Source organism: Micromonospora salmantinae, from assembly GCF_022230905.1.
GTDB lineage: Bacteria > Actinomycetota > Actinomycetes > Mycobacteriales > Micromonosporaceae > Micromonospora > Micromonospora salmantinae.
In genome coordinates, this window is the sequence record NZ_JAKKFG010000010.1 from 58,692 (window position 1) to 75,802 (window position 17,111).

The 17,111-nt window shown below is 71.4% G+C and carries 15 protein-coding genes; 10 read left to right on the top strand and 5 right to left on the bottom strand.

All coding sequences use genetic code 11. The annotated features are described in order from the left end of the window. Positions 1-91: 91 nt before the first annotated feature. Entirely contained in the window at positions 92-1,111 is a 1,020-nt protein-coding gene (locus tag PSH03_RS08220) for a phosphotransferase family protein (RefSeq protein WP_238688738.1), read from the bottom strand. Then, the gene (locus PSH03_RS08225; RefSeq protein WP_210782226.1) at positions 1,108-2,181 is read right to left on the bottom strand and encodes a LacI family DNA-binding transcriptional regulator; all 1,074 of its coding nucleotides are present in this window, start codon (positions 2,179-2,181) and stop codon (positions 1,108-1,110) included. The genes PSH03_RS08220 and PSH03_RS08225 overlap by 4 nt, the downstream gene beginning before the upstream one ends. A gap of 93 nt (positions 2,182-2,274) precedes the next feature. Here PSH03_RS08225 and PSH03_RS08230 point away from each other — a divergent pair, with 93 nt between their 5' ends. The 9 genes from PSH03_RS08230 to PSH03_RS08270 all read left to right on the top strand — a co-directional run bounded on the left by PSH03_RS08230 (position 2,275) and on the right by PSH03_RS08270 (position 10,607). Next, complete coding sequence (locus PSH03_RS08230; protein WP_091398731.1) at positions 2,275-2,619, top strand: cupin domain-containing protein; 345 nt, start codon at positions 2,275-2,277, stop codon at positions 2,617-2,619. Next, positions 2,612-3,328, top strand: a complete 717-nt coding sequence (locus PSH03_RS08235) for a cupin domain-containing protein (protein WP_238688739.1) — start codon at positions 2,612-2,614, stop codon at positions 3,326-3,328. The genes PSH03_RS08230 and PSH03_RS08235 overlap by 8 nt, the downstream gene beginning before the upstream one ends. 165 nt (positions 3,329-3,493) lie before the next feature. After that, entirely contained in the window at positions 3,494-4,456 is a 963-nt protein-coding gene (locus tag PSH03_RS08240; RefSeq protein WP_238688740.1) for an ABC transporter permease, read from the top strand. Positions 4,457-4,479: 23 nt separating this feature from the next. After that, positions 4,480-5,484, top strand: coding sequence for an ABC transporter substrate-binding protein (locus tag PSH03_RS08245; RefSeq protein ID WP_210782234.1), 1,005 nt, complete (start codon positions 4,480-4,482; stop codon positions 5,482-5,484). 43 nt (positions 5,485-5,527) lie between these two features. After that, complete coding sequence (locus PSH03_RS08250; RefSeq protein WP_247669117.1) at positions 5,528-6,283, top strand: ABC transporter ATP-binding protein; 756 nt, start codon at positions 5,528-5,530, stop codon at positions 6,281-6,283. A gap of 38 nt (positions 6,284-6,321) precedes the next feature. Then, on the top strand, positions 6,322-7,473 hold the full coding sequence (locus PSH03_RS08255) for a Gfo/Idh/MocA family protein (RefSeq protein ID WP_238688741.1): 1,152 nt from the start codon (positions 6,322-6,324) through the stop codon (positions 7,471-7,473). After that, positions 7,470-8,621, top strand: coding sequence for a dihydrodipicolinate synthase family protein (locus PSH03_RS08260; RefSeq protein WP_238688742.1), 1,152 nt, complete (start codon positions 7,470-7,472; stop codon positions 8,619-8,621). The genes PSH03_RS08255 and PSH03_RS08260 overlap by 4 nt, the downstream gene beginning before the upstream one ends. Continuing rightward, entirely contained in the window at positions 8,618-9,451 is an 834-nt protein-coding gene (locus tag PSH03_RS08265) for a sugar phosphate isomerase/epimerase family protein (protein ID WP_238688743.1), read from the top strand. Before PSH03_RS08260 ends, PSH03_RS08265 begins: the two co-directional genes overlap by 4 nt. Next, positions 9,444-10,607, top strand: a complete 1,164-nt coding sequence (locus PSH03_RS08270) for a purine-cytosine permease family protein (protein WP_238688744.1) — start codon at positions 9,444-9,446, stop codon at positions 10,605-10,607. Before PSH03_RS08265 ends, PSH03_RS08270 begins: the two co-directional genes overlap by 8 nt. Here the strand turns inward: PSH03_RS08270 and PSH03_RS08275 are convergent, their stop codons facing one another. Further along, positions 10,608-11,567: a DUF4034 domain-containing protein gene (locus PSH03_RS08275; RefSeq protein ID WP_210782247.1), complete on the bottom strand. Its 960-nt coding sequence runs from the start codon at positions 11,565-11,567 to the stop codon at positions 10,608-10,610. It lies immediately after the preceding gene. A gap of 270 nt (positions 11,568-11,837) precedes the next feature. Between PSH03_RS08275 and PSH03_RS32650 the strand changes: the two genes are divergently transcribed. Further along, positions 11,838-14,909 (top strand): S8 family serine peptidase, encoded by a 3,072-nt coding sequence (locus PSH03_RS32650; protein WP_308194360.1) that lies wholly within the window; start codon positions 11,838-11,840, stop codon positions 14,907-14,909. Between the two features lie 839 nt (positions 14,910-15,748). On the opposite strand, the gene pyrE is transcribed toward PSH03_RS32650, so the two are convergent. Both pyrE and PSH03_RS08300 read right to left on the bottom strand, forming a co-directional pair. Next, on the bottom strand, positions 15,749-16,273 hold the full coding sequence (pyrE, locus tag PSH03_RS08295) for an orotate phosphoribosyltransferase (protein ID WP_238688745.1): 525 nt from the start codon (positions 16,271-16,273) through the stop codon (positions 15,749-15,751). An 81-nt stretch (positions 16,274-16,354) separates the two neighbouring features. Further along, entirely contained in the window at positions 16,355-16,999 is a 645-nt protein-coding gene (locus PSH03_RS08300; RefSeq protein WP_238688746.1) for an alpha/beta fold hydrolase, read from the bottom strand. Positions 17,000-17,111: the final 112 nt, after the last annotated feature.

Below are 17,111 nucleotides of genomic sequence, written 5' to 3' on the forward strand. Positions count from 1 at the left end.
CGGGCAGGGGCCCCGGACAATCCGTTATCCGCTGGTGCATCTGTGCGGCCTACGTCCGACCACGCGCCCGGACGTCACCCGCGCCGGGTCGTCAGCCCGAGGCGAGCGCGGCCAGTTCCTCGTCGAGCAGCGCCGCCAGCCGGGCGGACCGCCCGGGATGACTGCGCGCGGTCATCCCGCGGCTGGGCATCTCCACAGTCATCAGCAGGTACAGGTGCAACCGGTAGAGACCGAGCCGGCGGCGTGCCGAGGCGTTCAGCACCAGGGGTTCGGCTGCGTTGGCCTGGTAGCCGCGCAGCAGGGGGTGCTCCGGCTCGTCCTCGACCCGTCGGAAGAGCAGCGGCGAGACCAGGTCCAGCAGCGGGTCGCCGTAGAGGAACCGCTCGCCGTCCACCAGGCCGCGCAGCCGCAACCGGCCGTCCCCGTCGGGCGCCGCCAGCACGTTGCCGTCCCAGCAGTCGAAGTGCAGCAGCGCCGGGCGGCGTACCTCGTCGAGCACGTCGGCGTGCCGCCCCACCAGCGCACGCAGGTGCTCCGGGGTCACCGGCAGTCGGACGTCCCAGTCGGCCGCGTCGGCCAGGAGGTCGTCGAGCATCGCGGTGAACGCTGCCCGCCAGGTCGGCCCGGCGGCCCGGTCGCCGTCGTACCCGAACCGCTCACCGGTCACCCGGTGCAACGCGGCGAGGGTCACCCCGAGGTCGTAGCGCGCCGGGCCGTCGTCGACCGCGACCCCGGCCTCGGCCAGGTCGGACAGCGACCGGCCGGGCAGCATCGCGGTGACCAACCACTCGCCGTACGCCGGGTCGGCGCCGCACCGCAGCACCGGGGGGACGGGCACCTGCGGCGCCCGCTGCGCGACGAGCCGGAAGTACCGCTCCTCTGCGGCGCAGAGCCCGCGCTCGTAGCGCAGCAGCGGCGTTCCGGCCGGCGGTGCCAGCTTCAGCACCACCCGACTGTCGTCGTCGAGCAGCGCCCACCAGACCGTGGCGTACCCGCCGCCGGTTAGCGGACCGGCGTCCCGGACCCGGGTGCCCGGCCCGAACGACGCACCGACCAGGTACGCCACATCGGCTCGCGTGAGGGGCCGCTGGGTCGGGCTGGCACCGGTCACGACGTGCTGTCACCTCGCCGTGCGCGTGGCGCGGAACCCGCTGTGGCGCGGGTGGACAGTGGGACGGGACCGGCGGTGTCGCGGCGGACCAGCTCGGCGGGGAGCACCTCCACCCGGGGCGTCGGGGCCCCGACGCCGAGCACCAGGGACATCGCCCGCACACCCATATCGACAAGGGGCAGCCGCACGGTGGTCAAGGCCGGGGTCACGTCCCGGGCGATCGGCATGTCGTCGAAACCCAGCACCGAGATCTGCTGCGGCACTGCCAACCCCCGCGCGCGCAGGGTGGCGAGCGCGCCGATGGCCATCGAGTCGTTGAGCGCCACGATCGCGGTCAGCTCCGGGTCGGCGTCGAGCAGTCGGGCGGTGGCCTCGGCGCCGCCGTCGCGGTCGAACTCGGCGTACCGGATGCGCCGTTCGGGCAGCTCGCGGCCCTGCTCGGTGAGAGCCTGCCGAAGCCCGGCGAGCCGGTCGGTGGTGGTGGTCAGGATGCGCGGGCCGGCGACCACGCCGATCGCCCGGTGCCCCAGACCGCACAACTCCTGCCCGGCGAGGTAGCCGCCGGTCCGGTTGTCCGGCATCACCGCGTCGCCGGAGTGCTCGTGCCGGCCGATCACCGCCACCCGCCCGCCGGTGGCCTCGTACGCGGCGAGCTTCTCGTTGAGTTGCCGGGTGAACGCCTCGTCGTGGTAGCCCGAGCCGGCCAGGATCAGCGCCGCCACCTGGTGGCCGCGCAGCAGCTCCACGTACTCCAGCTCGCGGTCCGGGTCCCGGTAGCTGTTGCAGATCATCAGCAGCCGGCCCTGGTCGGTGGCGACCCGTTGCAGCCCTCGGGTGATCTCGGCGAAGTACGGGTCGGAGACGTCGTGCACGATCACGCCGACCGCGCTGCGGTGCGAGCGGGCCAGCAGTTGGGCGTGCGCGTTCGGCACGTACTGCAGCTCGGCGACGGCGGCGAGCACCCGTTCGCGCAGCTCGTCGGTGACCGGCTTGCTGCTGCCGTTGATGACGCGGGAGGCGGTGGCGGGTGAGACGCCCGCTCGGCGGGCCACATCGGACAGGGTCGCCATGGTCCGCCCCCTCGATCTGTTGACGGCGTTTCGTCGTGCCGGCTAGCGTCACCGTACCGCAGAGAAAGCCCTTTCCCGCAGGGAGGCCCGGCCGTGTCCGATCGCTTCGCGGTACTTCAACTTGATGACCTTCCCGCCCGGCGCTGTTCGTGTGGGACCACCCGCCGGGGTTTCATCGCCGAGAGCGAGGGCCAGGCCAGCGTGCATCTGCTCCAGGTGCAGGACGCGGTGACGCACCACCACCGGATCGCCACCGAGTACTACGTCGTGCTCGCCGGTGAGGGTGAGATCGAGCTGGACGGGGTCCGTCACCCGGCTCGGCCGATGTCCGCGTTCCTGATCAAGCCGGGCTGCCGGCACCGGGCCATCGGCGACCTGACCGTGCTGCTGGTGTCCCTGCCGGCGGCGGACGACACCGACGAGTACTTCGATGCGTGATCGACCGGCACCGCTGCCCGGCGGGGTCGGGGTGTCCCGGCTGCGCGTCTACGACACAGTGGCCCCGGACGGTCTGGTCGGCGGCACCCCGCACGTGCACCTGTGCTGCACCGAGGGGTACGTGGTGACCGACGGCGAGGGCGCGGTGCAGACCCTGACCACGGCCGGCTACCGGGAGACGTCGCTGCGGCCGGGGGTGGTGGTCTGGTTCGAGCCGGGCACCGTGCACCGCCTGGTCAACACCGGCGGGCTGAGCATCGTGGTGCTGATGCAGAACAGCGGCCTGCCGGAGGCCGGCGACGCGGTGCTGACCTTCCCACCCGAGGTGCTGGCCGCCCCGGCCGCGTACGCCGCGGCGGCGGCGTTGCCCGACGGGGGAGCGCCGGGCGCGGACGTGCACGCCGCGTACCGCCGTCGGGATCTGGCGGTGACCGGCTTCCAGGCGCTGCGGGCCGGCGGTCCGGCGGCATTGGCCGCGTTCCACGCCGCCGCGATCGGCCTGCGCCAGCCGTTGCTGACGCGGTGGCGGCAGCGGTGGGAGGCCGGCGCGGGCCGCGCCGCCGCCGACACCGCCGCTCAGCTCGACGCCCTGGAGCGGGGGGATCCCGGCCACCTGGGCGACGCCGGGGTGTACGCGGTGAACGAGCCGGTCGAGCGGGGCCGGTTGGGCATGTGTGGCCTCCTCGACACCTACCCGGCGGCCGGCTGAGCGTCCCTTCGGGACACCCGTCGGGCTGTGAGGCATCGGTGGAAACAGATCGAGGAAAGGCCTTGCCCGGCGTGAGGGTGCCGCCTACGCTCCAGGAAAGCGTTTGCCTGATCCGCCGACCGGCCCGGTTCCTGGGCGTCGTGCCGGGCCCCGAGGAGGTTCCGCGTGACCGAGAACTCTTTGGACACGGCGGGCCGGCAGGCCGCCGCCGATGAGGCGAGCGGTGCGCAGGCAGCCGCTCCCACCCCCGGTGCCCCCCATGCCGTCGACGGCCGGGACTCGTCCACTGTGGTTAAAACGCCGCCCGGCGGCGCGCGTCCACCACGTCCCACGCTCGGTCGCCGGGCGCTGACCTTCGCCGACTCGCTCTGGCGCCCGGCGCTGGTGCTCGCCGTCTTCTTCGCCGCCTGGTGGTTCGTGGCGGCCCGCGAGTACGTCCCGAACTACCTGGTGCCCACCCCCGGCCAGGTGTGGGAGACGATGACCACCCAGTGGTCCGAGCTGGCCCGGCACACTCTGGTGACCCTCTACGAGACGGTGCTCGGCTTCGTGCTGGCCGCCGCGTTGGGTCTGGTCACGGCGGTCGCCATCGCCTACTCCCGCACGCTGGACAAGGCGCTCTACCCGATCGTCCTTTTCGCACAGGTCATTCCGAAGATCGCCATCGCGCCGCTGCTGGTGGTCTGGTTCGGCCTCGGCCTCACCCCGAAGATCATCCTGGCGGTGCTCATCGCGTTCTTCCCGGTGGTCATCTCCGGCGTGGCCGGGCTGCGCTCCACCGACCCGGAGCTGCTCGACCTCGCCGCCACGATGGGCGCCGGGCCGTGGCGCACCTTCCGCAAGATCCGCTTCCCGAACGCGTTGCCGCACCTGATGGCCGGCCTGAAGGTGGCCGTGACCCTCGCCGTGGTCGGTGCCGTGGTCGGTGAGTTCGTCGGCGCCAGTGAGGGGCTCGGCTACGTCCTGTTGCTGGCCAACGGCAACCTCGACGCCCCACTGCTGTTCGCCGACCTGATCCTGATGTCGGCCATCGGCATCGTCCTGTTCGTCCTGGTCGAGATCGCCGAGGCACTGCTCATTCCGTGGCACGCCAGCCGCCGGGCCGGCGTGTCCCTCACCACCTCCTGACCGACCCCATCACGGAGGCACCGATGAAACGCACCGCCACCACCATCCTGGCCACCGCCGCCCTGCTCCTCGCCGCCACCGGCTGCGGTGGGGACGACCCCGGCGGCAGCACCAACGCCGACGGCAGCAAGCAGGTCACCCTTACCCTCAACTGGGTGCCCTACGGCGAGCACGCGCCCTTCTACTACGGCCTGCAGAAGGGTTACTACTCCGCCGAGGGCATCGACCTGAAGATCCTGCCCGGCAACGGCTCGGGCAACACCGTCAAGCAGGTCGCCCAGAAACAGACCGACTTCGGTTGGGCGGACAGCCCGGTGCTGCTCAAGTCGGTGGCCAGCGGCATGCCGGTACGCAGCCTCGGCGCGTACCTGGAGAAGGGTCCCTCCTCGGTGGAGTTCTTCACCGAGGAGAACATCAAGACCCCGGCCGACCTCAAGGGCAAGACCGTCGGCGGCACCCCCGGCGACGCTCTCTACGCGACCTTCCCGGCCTGGCTGGAGAAGAACGGCCTCAAGAAGGACGACGTCAAGGTGGTCAACGTCGACGCCGCCGGCAAGATCGCCGCCCTGGCCGAGGGCAAGGTCGACGCCATCATGGGCTTCTTCCACGACCAGGCCCCGACCATCGAGAGCAAGACCGGCAAGAAGGTCGACGTGCTGCTCTTCGCCGACTACGGGATGAACCTGCTCGGCACCGGCCTGATCGCCAACACCCAGACCCTGCAGAAGGACCCGGAGTTGGTCCGCAAGTTCGTCCGGGCCACCCAGAAATCCTGGGCCGACGCCGCCCGGGACCCGGCCGGCGCGGTGAGCGCGATGACGGCTCTGGCCGAGAACGAGCCGGCGCCCGAGGTGCTCACCAAGCAGCTCACGCTCAACATGCCGCTGATCGGCGCGGACGGCCCGCCCGGGGTGAACACCGAGGCCCAGTGGACCGAGACCATCGACCTGATGTCCCGCTACGCCGAGCTGAAGGACCCGGGAGCGCCCAGCGCGTACTGGGACTCCTCGTACGCGGCGCAGGGGTGACCCGGTGACCGCCGCGCCGGCAGCCACCGGCACCGCCATCGGGATGTCCGGGCTGACCGTCCGGTTCACCACCCGACGGTCGCAGACCACAGCGTTGGACGACGTGTCGCTCGACATCGAGCCGGGCGAGTTCGTCACGATCGTCGGCCCGTCCGGCTGCGGCAAGTCCACCCTCCTGAAGATCGTCGCGGGATTGGTCAAGCCGACCAGCGGCGACGTGTCGCTGCTGGAGCGCCCGGTGCGCGGCCCGCAGAAGGAGATCGGCTTCGTCTTCCAGAAGGCCGCGTTGCTGGAGTGGCGCGGTGCGCGGGCCAACATCCTGCTCCAGGCCGAGATGCGCGGCATGGACCGGGCGCAGGCGGCCCGCCGCGCCGACGAGCTGATCGAGATGACCGGCCTGACCGGCTTCGAGAAGGCGTTGCCACACGAGCTGTCCGGCGGCATGCAGCAGCGGGTGGCGCTCTGCCGCGCGCTGCTGCACTCCCCGCCGGTGCTGCTCATGGACGAACCGTTCGGCGCCCTGGACGCGCTGACCCGCGAACAGATGAACGCCGAACTGCACCGGATCTGGCGGGAGACCGGGACCACAGTGGTGCTGGTCACCCACTCCATCGCCGAGGCGGTCTTCCTCGGCACCCGGGTCGTGGTGATGAGTCCCCGGCCCGGCCGGATCATCCGCACCTTCCCGGTCGAGCTGCCGGCGCACCGCGACTACGCGCAGGTGATGTCGGATCCCCGCTTCGACCGGCTCGCCACCGACCTGCGTGGGTTGCTCGGCAGCGCGGCCGCCAACCACTGAGCGCGGATCGGCACGACCAGCACGACGGAAGGAACACCATGACCCGCAGGTCGATCGGCATCATCGTCAACGGCGTGACCGGACGGATGGGCTACCGGCAGCACCTCGTCCGGTCGCTGCTGGCCATCCGCGAATCCGGTGGTGTGGCGTTGGCCGACGGCACCACCATCTGGCCGGAACCGGTTCTGGTCGGGCGCAACGAGACGAAGCTCCGGGAACTCGCCGAGCGGCACGGGCTGACCGACTGGACCACCGACCTGACCTCCGCGCTGGCCCGCGACGACGTCGAGATCTACTTCGACGCGCAGATCACCCAGCAACGGGAGAAGGCGATCCGGCAGGCCATCGAGGCCGGCAAGCACATCTACACGGAGAAGCCGCTGGCCGAGGACACCGCGGCGGCCCTGGACCTGGCCCGGGCGGCGGATGCGGCCGGCGTCCGCACCGGTGTCGTGCAGGACAAGCTCTTCCTGCCCGGTCTGCGCAAGCTCAAGCGCCTCATCGACGGCGGCTTCTTCGGCCGGATCCTGTCGGTACGCGGCGAGTTCGGGTACTGGGTCTTCGAGGGCGACTGGCAAGCCGCTCAGCGTCCGTCGTGGAACTACCGGAGCGAGGACGGCGGCGGCATCGTGGTCGACATGTTCCCGCACTGGCACTACGTGCTGGAGGAGCTGTTCGGCCGGGTCACGGCCGTCTCCTGTGTGACCGCCACCCACGTGCCCGAACGGGTCGACGAGGCCGGTCGCCCGTACGCGGCCACCGCCGACGACGCCGCGTACGCCACTTTCGAACTCGACGGCGGGGTGATCGCGCAGATCAACTCGTCCTGGGCGGTGCGGGTCTACCGCGACGAGCTGGTGGAGTTCCAGGTCGACGGCACGGAGGGCAGCGCGATCGCCGGCCTGCGCAACTGCCGGGTGCAGCACCGGGCGGTCACCCCGAAGCCGGTGTGGAACCCGGACCTACCGGCCACCGAGGACTTCCGCGCCCGGTGGGCCGAGGTGCCCGACAACGAGGAGTTCGACAACGGCTTCAAGGTGCAGTGGGAGGCGTACCTGCGGCACGTGGTGGCCGGCGAGCCGTTCCGGTGGGACTTCCTCGCCGGCGCCCGCGGCGTGCAGCTCGCCGAGCTGGGGCTGCGCTCCGCCCGCGAGGGTGGCCGCATCGAGGTGCCGGAGCTGCGCTCATGAGCGCCGAGGTGGTGCTGCCCGGTGGACGGCGGCACCGGCTCGCCGGCGGGAGCGGCTTCACCCGACCGGACGCGCCGGCGAGCAGCCGGATCGCGTACGCCGCCGCGCACGTCGTCGCCGATCCGGGCGCGGAGAACGTGCCGGGCGCCCCGGCGACGGTGGACTGGGACACCACCCTCGCCTTCCGGCGGCATCTCTGGTCGTACGGGCTGGGGGTCGCCGAGGCGATGGACACCGCCCAGCGGGGGATGGGGCTGGACTATCCGGCCACCCGGGAGCTGATCCGGCGCAGCGCCGCCGAGGCCCGCGCGGTCGGCGGGCGGATCGTCGCCGGGGTCGGCACCGACCAGCTGCCGGTCGGCCCGGCCACACTGGCGGCGGTCACCGCCGCGTACGCCGAGCAGCTCGACGACGTCCGCGCCGCCGGCGCCCGGCCGGTGCTGATGTGCAGCCGGCACCTGGCCGCCGCCGCACGCGGCCCGGAGGACTACCTGCGGGTGTACGACGAGCTGCTGAGCGCCGCCGACGAACCGGTGGTGCTGCACTGGCTGGGTCCGATGTTCGACCCGGCGTTGACCGGCTACTGGGGTGCTGTCGACCTCGACCTGGCCGCTGACACGGTGATCGAGCTGATCAAGGCGCACCAGTCCACAGTGGATGGAATCAAGGTGTCGCTGTTGGACGCCGACCGGGAGGTCGCGTTGCGCCGCCGCCTGCCGGCCGGGGTACGCCTCTACACCGGTGACGACTTCCACTACCCGGAGCTGATCCGGGGTGACGAGGTGGGCCACTCCGACGCGCTGCTCGGAGTGTTCGCGGCCATCGCGCCGGCCGCCGCCGCCGCGCTGGCCGCCCTGGACCGGGGCGACCTGACGGCGTACGACGAGATCTTCGCGCCCACCGTGCCGCTGGCCCGGCACCTGTTCGCGGCGCCAACCTGGCACTACAAGACGGGGATCGTGTTCCTGGCCTGGTTGGCCGGGCACCAGGACCATTTCACGATGATCGGTGGCGCCCAGTCCGGTCGGTCCCCGGCGCACCTGGCCACGCTGCTCACCCTGGCCGACGCGGCCGGGCTGCTGCCCGACGCCGACCTGGCCGCCGCCCGCGCCCGAGCGCTGTTCACCGTGGCGGGGGTGGCCCAGTGAGCGGCGAACTCACGGTCGGCAGCGCCGACGGGCTGCGGCGCTTCTCGTTCAACCAGGCCACCGCCCAGCGCTGGCCGCTGCCCGAGGTGGTGGCCGGGTGCGTCGCGGCCGGTGTACCGGGCATCGGCCTGTGGCGGGAGCCGGTGGCCGAGTACGGGTTGGCCCGCTCGGCGAAACTGGTCCGCGACGCCGGTCTCGCCGTCACGTCGCTGTGCCGGGGCGGGTTCTTCTCCGCCGACGACTGGCGCGCGGAGAACCTGCGGGCCATCGAGGAGGCCGCCGCCCTCGGCGCTCCGGAGCTGGTGCTGGTCTCCGGTGGGCTGCCGGCCGGCAGCCGGGACGTCGACGGCGCGCGGCGTCGGGTCGCCGACGCGATCGGCGAGCTGGCCCCGCACGCCGAGGCGGCCGGGGTACGGCTGGCCATCGAGCCGCTGCACCCGATGTTCGCCGCCGACCGGTGCGTGATCGCCACCCTCAACCAGGCGCTGGACATCGCCGAGCGGTTCGACCCGGCGGTGGTCGGCGTGGTCGTCGACGCGTACCACGTCTGGTGGGACGACACGGTGTACGCGCAGATCGCGCGGGCCGCCGCCCGGATCGCCGCGTTCCAGGTCTGCGACTGGGTGACCCCGCTGCCCGAGGGGGTGCTGCTCGGCCGGGCGCTGCCCGGTGACGGCTGCATCGAGCTGCGTCGGCTGCGCGAGGCGGTGGACGCGGCCGGCTACGTCGGCCCGATCGAGGTGGAGGTCTTCTCCGCCGAGGTGTGGGCGCGTCCGGGCGCGGAGGTGCTCGACGCGGCGATCGCCGGCTACCTGCGCCACGTTGCCTGACGTCTCCGAACGGCGGTGGACGGCGGCGGTCGGCGCCTGGCTGGGCATCGGCACCGCACCCGCCACGCTGGTGCTCGGCGCGGCCATGGCCGCCCGACATGGCGGCGCGGTGCCGGTGGCCGGGCTGCTGGTCGGCGGGGCGCTGATGACGGCCCTGCTCTGGGGCCAGGGCCGGATCGGGCTGCGCCGGCCGCTCGGCGACGGCGGGACGTTGACCGCGGTGCTGCCCGCGTACCTGGGGGACACCTCGCGGCTGCTGCTGGCGGCGGTTCTGGCCGTGTCGATGATCGGTTGGAACGGGTTCAACGTCGGGCTCGGCGGGGCCTCGCTGGCCGCGCTGACCCACCTGCCAGGCTGGGCCGGGCCGGTACTGCTGGAGGTGGCGGTCCTCGCCGTCTCCTGGGCGCCGGCCCGGCTCGGCAACCGGGTCGCGGTGGTCACCACGCTCAGCGCGGTGGTGCTGGTCGGCTGGTGCCTGACAGTGCTGCCACCACCCGGTGCACCGGTCCGCCTCGCCGGCGGCGGGCTCGCCGACGCCGCCGCGCTGATCGGGTACGCGGCCGTGTTCGCGCTGCGCGCACCGGACTTCAGCGTGGGCCTGTCCCGAAGGCGGGACCTGGCCTGGTGCGTGGGGCTGCTGATCGGGCCGGCGCTGCTCGGGGTGCTCGCCGGGGCCGGCCTGTGGCTGCGGACCGGCTCGGCCGACGTGGTCGCGCTACTCGCCACCGGCTCGGGGCTGGCCGCGTACGCGAATCTGTTCGTCGCGGTGGCGGTCTTCGCGGCGGCGCTGACCACCACGTACTCCGGTTCCCTGGCGTTGCGTGGTCTGGCTCCCCGCCTGCCGGCGCGGGCGGCGATGCTGCTCGTCGCGGTGCTCGGCGGCATGTTGGCGGTGGCGCGGTTCGACCGCCTGGTGCTGCCCTGGCTGACCCTGCTGGCCGCCGCGTTACCGGTGCTGGTGGTGCCGATGGCAGTGGAGGCGGCGGCCCGTCGGCGCGGTCGTGTCCCGCGTACCGTGCCCGCCTGGTGCTGGATGCCGCCGGCGCTGCTCGCGGTGGCCTGCACGCTCGCCGGGGTGGGTGTCGCCCCGCTGCTCGGGCTGGCCCTGGCCGCGGCGTGCACTGTGCTCTGGCGGCGACGCGCAGACGTGCTCTAGCTAGTCGCTCCGGTTCGTGGCCACCCAGTCGCGGGAGGCGGTGAACTTCTCGACCGGGTCGCCGAGGACCGACCACGGCCACTCGGTGACCATCCCGTCGAGCAACGCGAACACGTGCGCGGCCGCGTCGAACTCCTCGGCCAGTTCGAAGGTCAGCGCGAAGATCGCCAGCCGTGGCGCCCAGCCGGGACCGGCGGGAACGTAATCCGGGTGGAAGATCGAGTTTTCCGCGGCGGTGAGAAGCTCGGCGCGGACCTCGTCCGAGTCGAAGTACGCGTTGCCCTCTTCTACGTCGGTGGCCTCCCACCTCTCGAAGTGGGCGACGGCCACCAGTTCGTGCAGGAGGCTGTTGGGCCCGGCCGCCGCGGCGGCGCTCCGCGCGAAGTCGAACATCTCCTCGTGGCTGCCGGACCACTTCTTACACAGATACTGCAACCGCTGCTCGTGCGCGACGACGTGCCCCGGGTGGAGTCGCGTCACCGCCTCGAAGCGTTGCTGAGCCTCCGCCGCCCCGATGCCCAGGCCCCGGGCGCTGGTGACCAGCCAGGCTCGTGCGGTGACGTTGTCGGGTTCCTGGGCGAGCACCTTCTCCAACATCGCCTCGGCGTAGTGCAACCGCTCGTGGAACGCCTTGAACTGGGCAGCGGCGGTGTACTTGGCCCGCTTGCCGCCACGTGCCTCCCACGCCCAGTGCACCGCGTGACAACCGGCGACCAGCACGGGCAGCGTCGACTCGGGCTCGGCGTCGATCCAGTCGCCGATCCAGTCCTGGATCCCGTCGACCCCGCCGACCGCCTCCATGAGGAAGGCCATCTCGTCCGGATCGGCGGCCATGGTGAGCAGTTCCCGGGCGAACTTCCACCTGCGCTTCTCCAACGCCCGGATCAGGGCCTTCCGGTGCGGGTCACCGTAGGTCGGGTCCAGTGCCGGGGCCTTTGACCGCTTGATGAATGACCACATGCCACCGAACCCCCATGTCGTACGCCAGGTGGCCGCTGATACTAGATGATCACGCGGCCTGCGGCTGACCGGTGCGCGCCTCAGCGGTGGCGGAGCCGACTCGTGGGGCTGGGCGGCATCGCTGAGGCGTTGTGATCTTATACGCACCAGTGATCCGTAACACCGCGCAAATCTTCGATTAACCGTCGTGGACTTGGGTGGGGGAGCGCTCCCAGTGCGGGTCGCGATCAATGAGAAACGCTCCACAAGGGAGCAACCGAGAGGAGCCTCGTGGCTACAGGCACGAGCGGAAACAGGCTGCGAAGACTGGCGATACCTACGCTGGTCGTCGCGCTGATCACCGGTACCACCGGTGTAGCGGGAACGGCGTCGGCGGCACCCGCGGGGTCGTCGGGTAACGGCAGTGGCGCCGGCTACTTCACCGCCGGGTCCGACAAGAAGGTCACCCTGACCGACGGGGCGGACCGCCGACCCGGCGGCGACCGTGCGGCCACGCCGAAGGCAGCCGTCGACGAGACCGGCTCCGGCATGTACGTCGTCGAGTTGGCCGAGGACCCGTTGACCACGTACACCGGTGGGGTGTCCGGTCTGGCCCGGACCCGCCCGGCGGCGGGTAACCGGCTGGACGTGACGTCGACGCCGTCGCAGGCGTACCGCCGGCACCTCGACACGCAGCGAAGCTCCGTCGCCGCCGCGGCCGGGGTCACCGTCAACGCCGTCTACACCACCGCCTTCAACGGGTTCTCGGCGAAGCTGACCACCCAGCAGGTGAGCACGTTGCGGGCGGACAGGCGCGTCCGCGCCGTCACCGTCTCGCGGGCCCTCGGCACTCCCTCGGCGCCGCCCACAGCGACCACGGCGACCGCCGCCAACCCGACGCCCGCCACCTCGAGTGACGCGGACCAGTCGGCGCCGACGGACCGCTCCGGCCGGCCGGCCAAGCCCGGCCCCGGCACGGGCGCGGGCATGGTGATCGGCGTCCTGGACACCGGCATCTGGCCGGAGAGCGCGTCGTTCGCCAAGAAGATGCCCGCTCCCGCGAACTGGCACGGCACCTGCCAGGCCGGTGTGGCCTTCGTGGCCGAGCACTGCAACGGCAAGATCGTCGGTGCCCGGTACTTCGCCGACTCGTGGCTCGCCGGCGGTGGCTCGGTGCCCGAGGGCGAGTTCCTGTCCCCCCGCGACGCGTCCGGGCACGGCACCCACACCGCCTCCACCGCGGCCGGCCTGCCGATCTCGAACGTCACGATCGACGGTCGCCGCTTCGGCCCCGTCACCGGGGTGGCGCCGGATGCCCAGATCGCCGTCTACAAGGTGCTCTGGGGTGGCATGGGCTACGACGCCGACATCATCGCCGGCATCGACGCGGCCGTCGCCGACGGCGTGCAGGTGCTGAACTTCTCGATCGGCTCGCAGCTCGGCGACTGGGAGGCCAACACCCCCATCGGCGTGGCGTTCCTCAACGCCTCGCTGGCCGGAGTCTTCGTCGCGGCGTCGGCCGGCAACACCGGCATCGTGAGTGGAGCCATCAGCAACGCGGCCCCCTGGGTGACCACTGTCGGCGCCGCGGTGACCAAGCTCGACGAGGCCACCGCCAAGCTGGGCGACGGCACGAAGCTGGTCGGCGGCTCGCTGGACGCCCTGCCCGGCGGTGGCGCACGGCCGCTGGTATTCGGTGAACAGGCCGGCTCGCCCGATCTGGGCGCGGTCTACTGCGAGCCCGGCAGCCTGGACCCCGCCAAGATCAAGGGCAAGGTGGTCGCCTGCGCGCTGTCCGACATGTTCGGCTCCGCCGCCGAGATCAAGGCCAAGGGCGGGGCGGCGATGGTGGTGTTCGACCCGGTCGGCAACTACCGGATCAACTCCATCTTCAACTTCCCGGTGGTCTACCTGCCGACCGAGAAGCAGGCCGGCGCGCTGTTCAACTACCTGATGCGCCACCCTACCGACGCGACCGTGTCGTTGCGCACCGGCGGTGACGGCTCCAGCGTCCCGGGCATACCGAGCGTGGCGGACTTCTCCTCCACCGGCCCGGACAAGGTGACCCTGGGCGTCTTCAAGCCGGACCTGGTCGCGCCCGGGTCGAACATCATCGCCGCGGTCTCACCGGCGGGCAACTTCGGGCGACAGTACGACGCGTACTCCGGCACCTCGATGGCCTCGCCGTACGTGGCCGGGGCGGCGGCGATCCTGCGCGCCACCCACCCGGACTGGTCACCTGGCGCGGTCGCCTCCGCGCTGCGCACCACCGCCACCGACACCGTCGGCACCAGCAACCCCCTGGAACAGGGCAGCGGCTTCATCAATCTGCCCCGGGCCACCGACCCGGGACTGGTCATCGAGCCCACGGCGGCGGAGCTGATCGAGTTCAGCGAGACGACCGAGCCCGACGGCAAGGCACTCAACCTGCCGGCCATCTCGTTGCGCGAGTACGACGGGACCCGCCCGGTGACCCTCACCCGCACCCTGACCAACGTGGGCAAGGCGCGGGAGACCTACCGTTCGTCCGTGTCCGGTCTGCCCGGCATGAAGGTCACCGTGTCGCCGGCATCGGTGACCCTGGCGCCCGGCAAGTCCGCGACGGTCACCATCACGCTGCGTCGGGGCAGCGCGCCCTGGGACCGGTACGTGACCGGGTCGATCACCTGGCAGGGTAAGGCGCACAGCGCCCGGATACCGGTCGCCGCCCGTCCGTGGGGCATCGCGGCCCGGCCGTACGCGGACGACGGCGAGGAGTTCGCCCGGATGGCCAACGGCGCCTTCGGCATGGTCCAGCCGGGCTTCACCGGCCCGCTCGTCGGTCGCAGCACCGGTTACACACCGATGCGGCGCACGTCGTACTCGATGCCGGCCGGCGTCTACGGGGGCGTGTTCGACCCGAGCGCCACCGGAGTGAAGAAGGTCGACTTCACGGTGCCGGCGAACACCGCCGGCATTGTCATCGAGGCCAACACCGCCGATCCGAACACGAACCTCGATCTCTACCTGTACAAGGGCGACACCCTCGTCTACAGCAGTGACAGGTTCTGGACCAGCGCCGAGCAGGCGTACAAGTTCCTGCCCGAGTCGGGGCGCTACACCGCGTACGTGTTCGCACAGTACCCAGGTGGTCCCGTCGTCGACTTCGAGCTGGGCCACGCCATCATCGGCCGTAACGCCAAGTATTCGGGTGCCACCCTCACACTGCCCTCCACCTCGGAGCGCGGTCAGGGCTTCAACTTCACGCTGAAGCCGAACAAGCCGCTGGCCGAGGGTGACTTCTGGGCGTACACCGAGTACAGCACCAACGGCACTGTGGTCCCCGGCAACCTCGTCTACACCCAACAGAGTTCCTGGCAGTAACCGTTCAGCCGAGCGTGGGGCGGTGCCGATGTGCACCGCCCCACGCCCGGTCGGGGAGCACCCGCCCCTCATATACTCGGGTGTCTTCGCCCGGACCGAGCGTCACACTGTCGCGGTGGAGGGCTTCCGGTGTGCGAGCTGTGGGCACCCGCTGAGCGTCCCGGTCCGGTTGGTGGAGCTACCGGCGGAGCCGCACTGGTCGCTGCTGGACTGCCATCATGTGAACCCGCCGCTCCTCGACCCCGGCACCTACGCTGTCGATGAGGCCGCGTATGGCCGTGATCAGGTCATCGGCACCTTCGTTCTCTCACCCGGCGACGTCCGCGGGACACGCTTCGTCCATGAGCTTGTTGGCACGGGCTGCTGGTCGTTGGTGGGGTGGACCCCCTGTGGCCTGTGAAGGCTGTGGCGCCTTGGTTGCCTCCCGGACGGATGACTGCGGGGAGGCCCAGGAGACGCGTTTTTGCCCAGCGACGGTGGTCCGGGTGCTGTGTGACGGTGAACCGGACCGCGCCGCGGATCCTTTTGGAACGGATCGCCTACTGGGACAGCCCCGCGCCCGACACCAGGCAACACGGCTGGGTGCCCGAGCCGGTCCGCCCCCGTCCCGAACTCGTCGCGACCCGCTGGGGCGGACGAGGTTTGAAAGAGCATCTTTTTCGCGCTGATCCGCCGGCCTGACCAGCCGGCCAATATCGGCCTCGACGGTCGGCGTCAGGGACTGGTCAGCCTCCTCTTCGGCTGGCCGATATCAACCGCGGATGAGCAACCGCTCGACCGACGGGGCACCTTCCGCCACTGCGCACTGACCTGCCGCTGGTCGAGCTGCACCGGAGCTGTCACGCCATCAGGGACGCTTCCAGGTCGCGGCGGGTGAGGGCGGCGCGGAGTTGTAGCGCCTCGGCAGCCAGATTCTCACGACCGCCCTGCTCGCGGTCGATGGCGCAGACCACTGTCTTCACCTTGGCGCCGATGAACCGTAGCTGCGCGCACGATGCCAGTAGCGCTCCTCCCGTGGTTACGACGTCCTCGATCAACACGACACGCCGCCCGTTCACCGGACCGCCCTCGGCGACCTTGTTGGTGCCGTACTCCTTGGCGTGCTTTCGCACGAAGACTGTAGGCAGCCCCGTCAGCTGTGACATCACCGTGGCGAGAGGGATGCCGCCCATCTCCATCCCCGCCAGCACATCGCACTCCGGCAGCATGGCCACCATCGTTTCGGCGACCTCGCGCAGCAGATCCGGCTGCCCTTCGAACAGGTACTTGTCGAAGTACTCCTCGCTGACCTGCCCGGACCGTAGACGGAATCGTCCGGTTAGGTGGCAGGTGTCGTAGACGCGGCGCGCGAGTGGGTAGGTCATCTGCTCAGCCTCGCATCTCGCCCGGATCAACCAGTCGTGCCCGTAGCCGGAGGCTCGGACGGTGACGCCGTGGTCATGCCTTCAGGGCAGCGGGTACGTGGTGAGGTGGTCGGCGAGTTGCTTCGGGTGGCTGAGTGACACGCAGTGCCCACCGTCGATCTCGTCCGGGACGACGCCGAGCCGGTCGGCGGCAACCCGGCGCTGGAAGTCCGCCGGGAAGAACTGGTCCTCGCGTGCGAGGAGCACCGTCGTCGGCACGTCTGGCCAGGCGTCCAGGGGCCACGGCTCGTCGCCCTCCGCGCTGACCTGGTCCCGGCTGTGTGATGCTGCCTCCGCGATGATCTCGGCCGGGACACCGTTGTAGAACTGCTGCTCCTCAGTGAGCCCCTCGGCGCTGCGGTAACCGGTGTTGGCCCACCAGTCACCGGGCCTTTCACCGGGCTTGGGGACCATTGGTGTGAGCAGGACGAGTAGTCGCACCGGCAGCTTGTCGGCGATGAGCGGCGCGGTGAACGCACCGTAGGAGTGCCCGACGACCACGAGGTCGCCCCGGTCGCCGATCGCGTCGACGACCGTCTGGCAGAACTCGGCGAACCCTGCGGATCTGTCCTCGATCGGCAGTTCCGGTACGACCACGTCGTGGCCGCGGCTGGTCAGCTCGGGGACAAGGAGATGCCAGTCCCAGGCGCTGCCCCCGCCGCCATGGATCAGAACGAAAGTCGCCATGTCCCGAACCCTCACACACTGGTACGACAGCCATCGTCCACGGCTTTGTCGACCGGAGGTGGGCAGCACATGGCAGCCTTGCCGCAGCACCTGAGGCTGCGGCCGACTGATC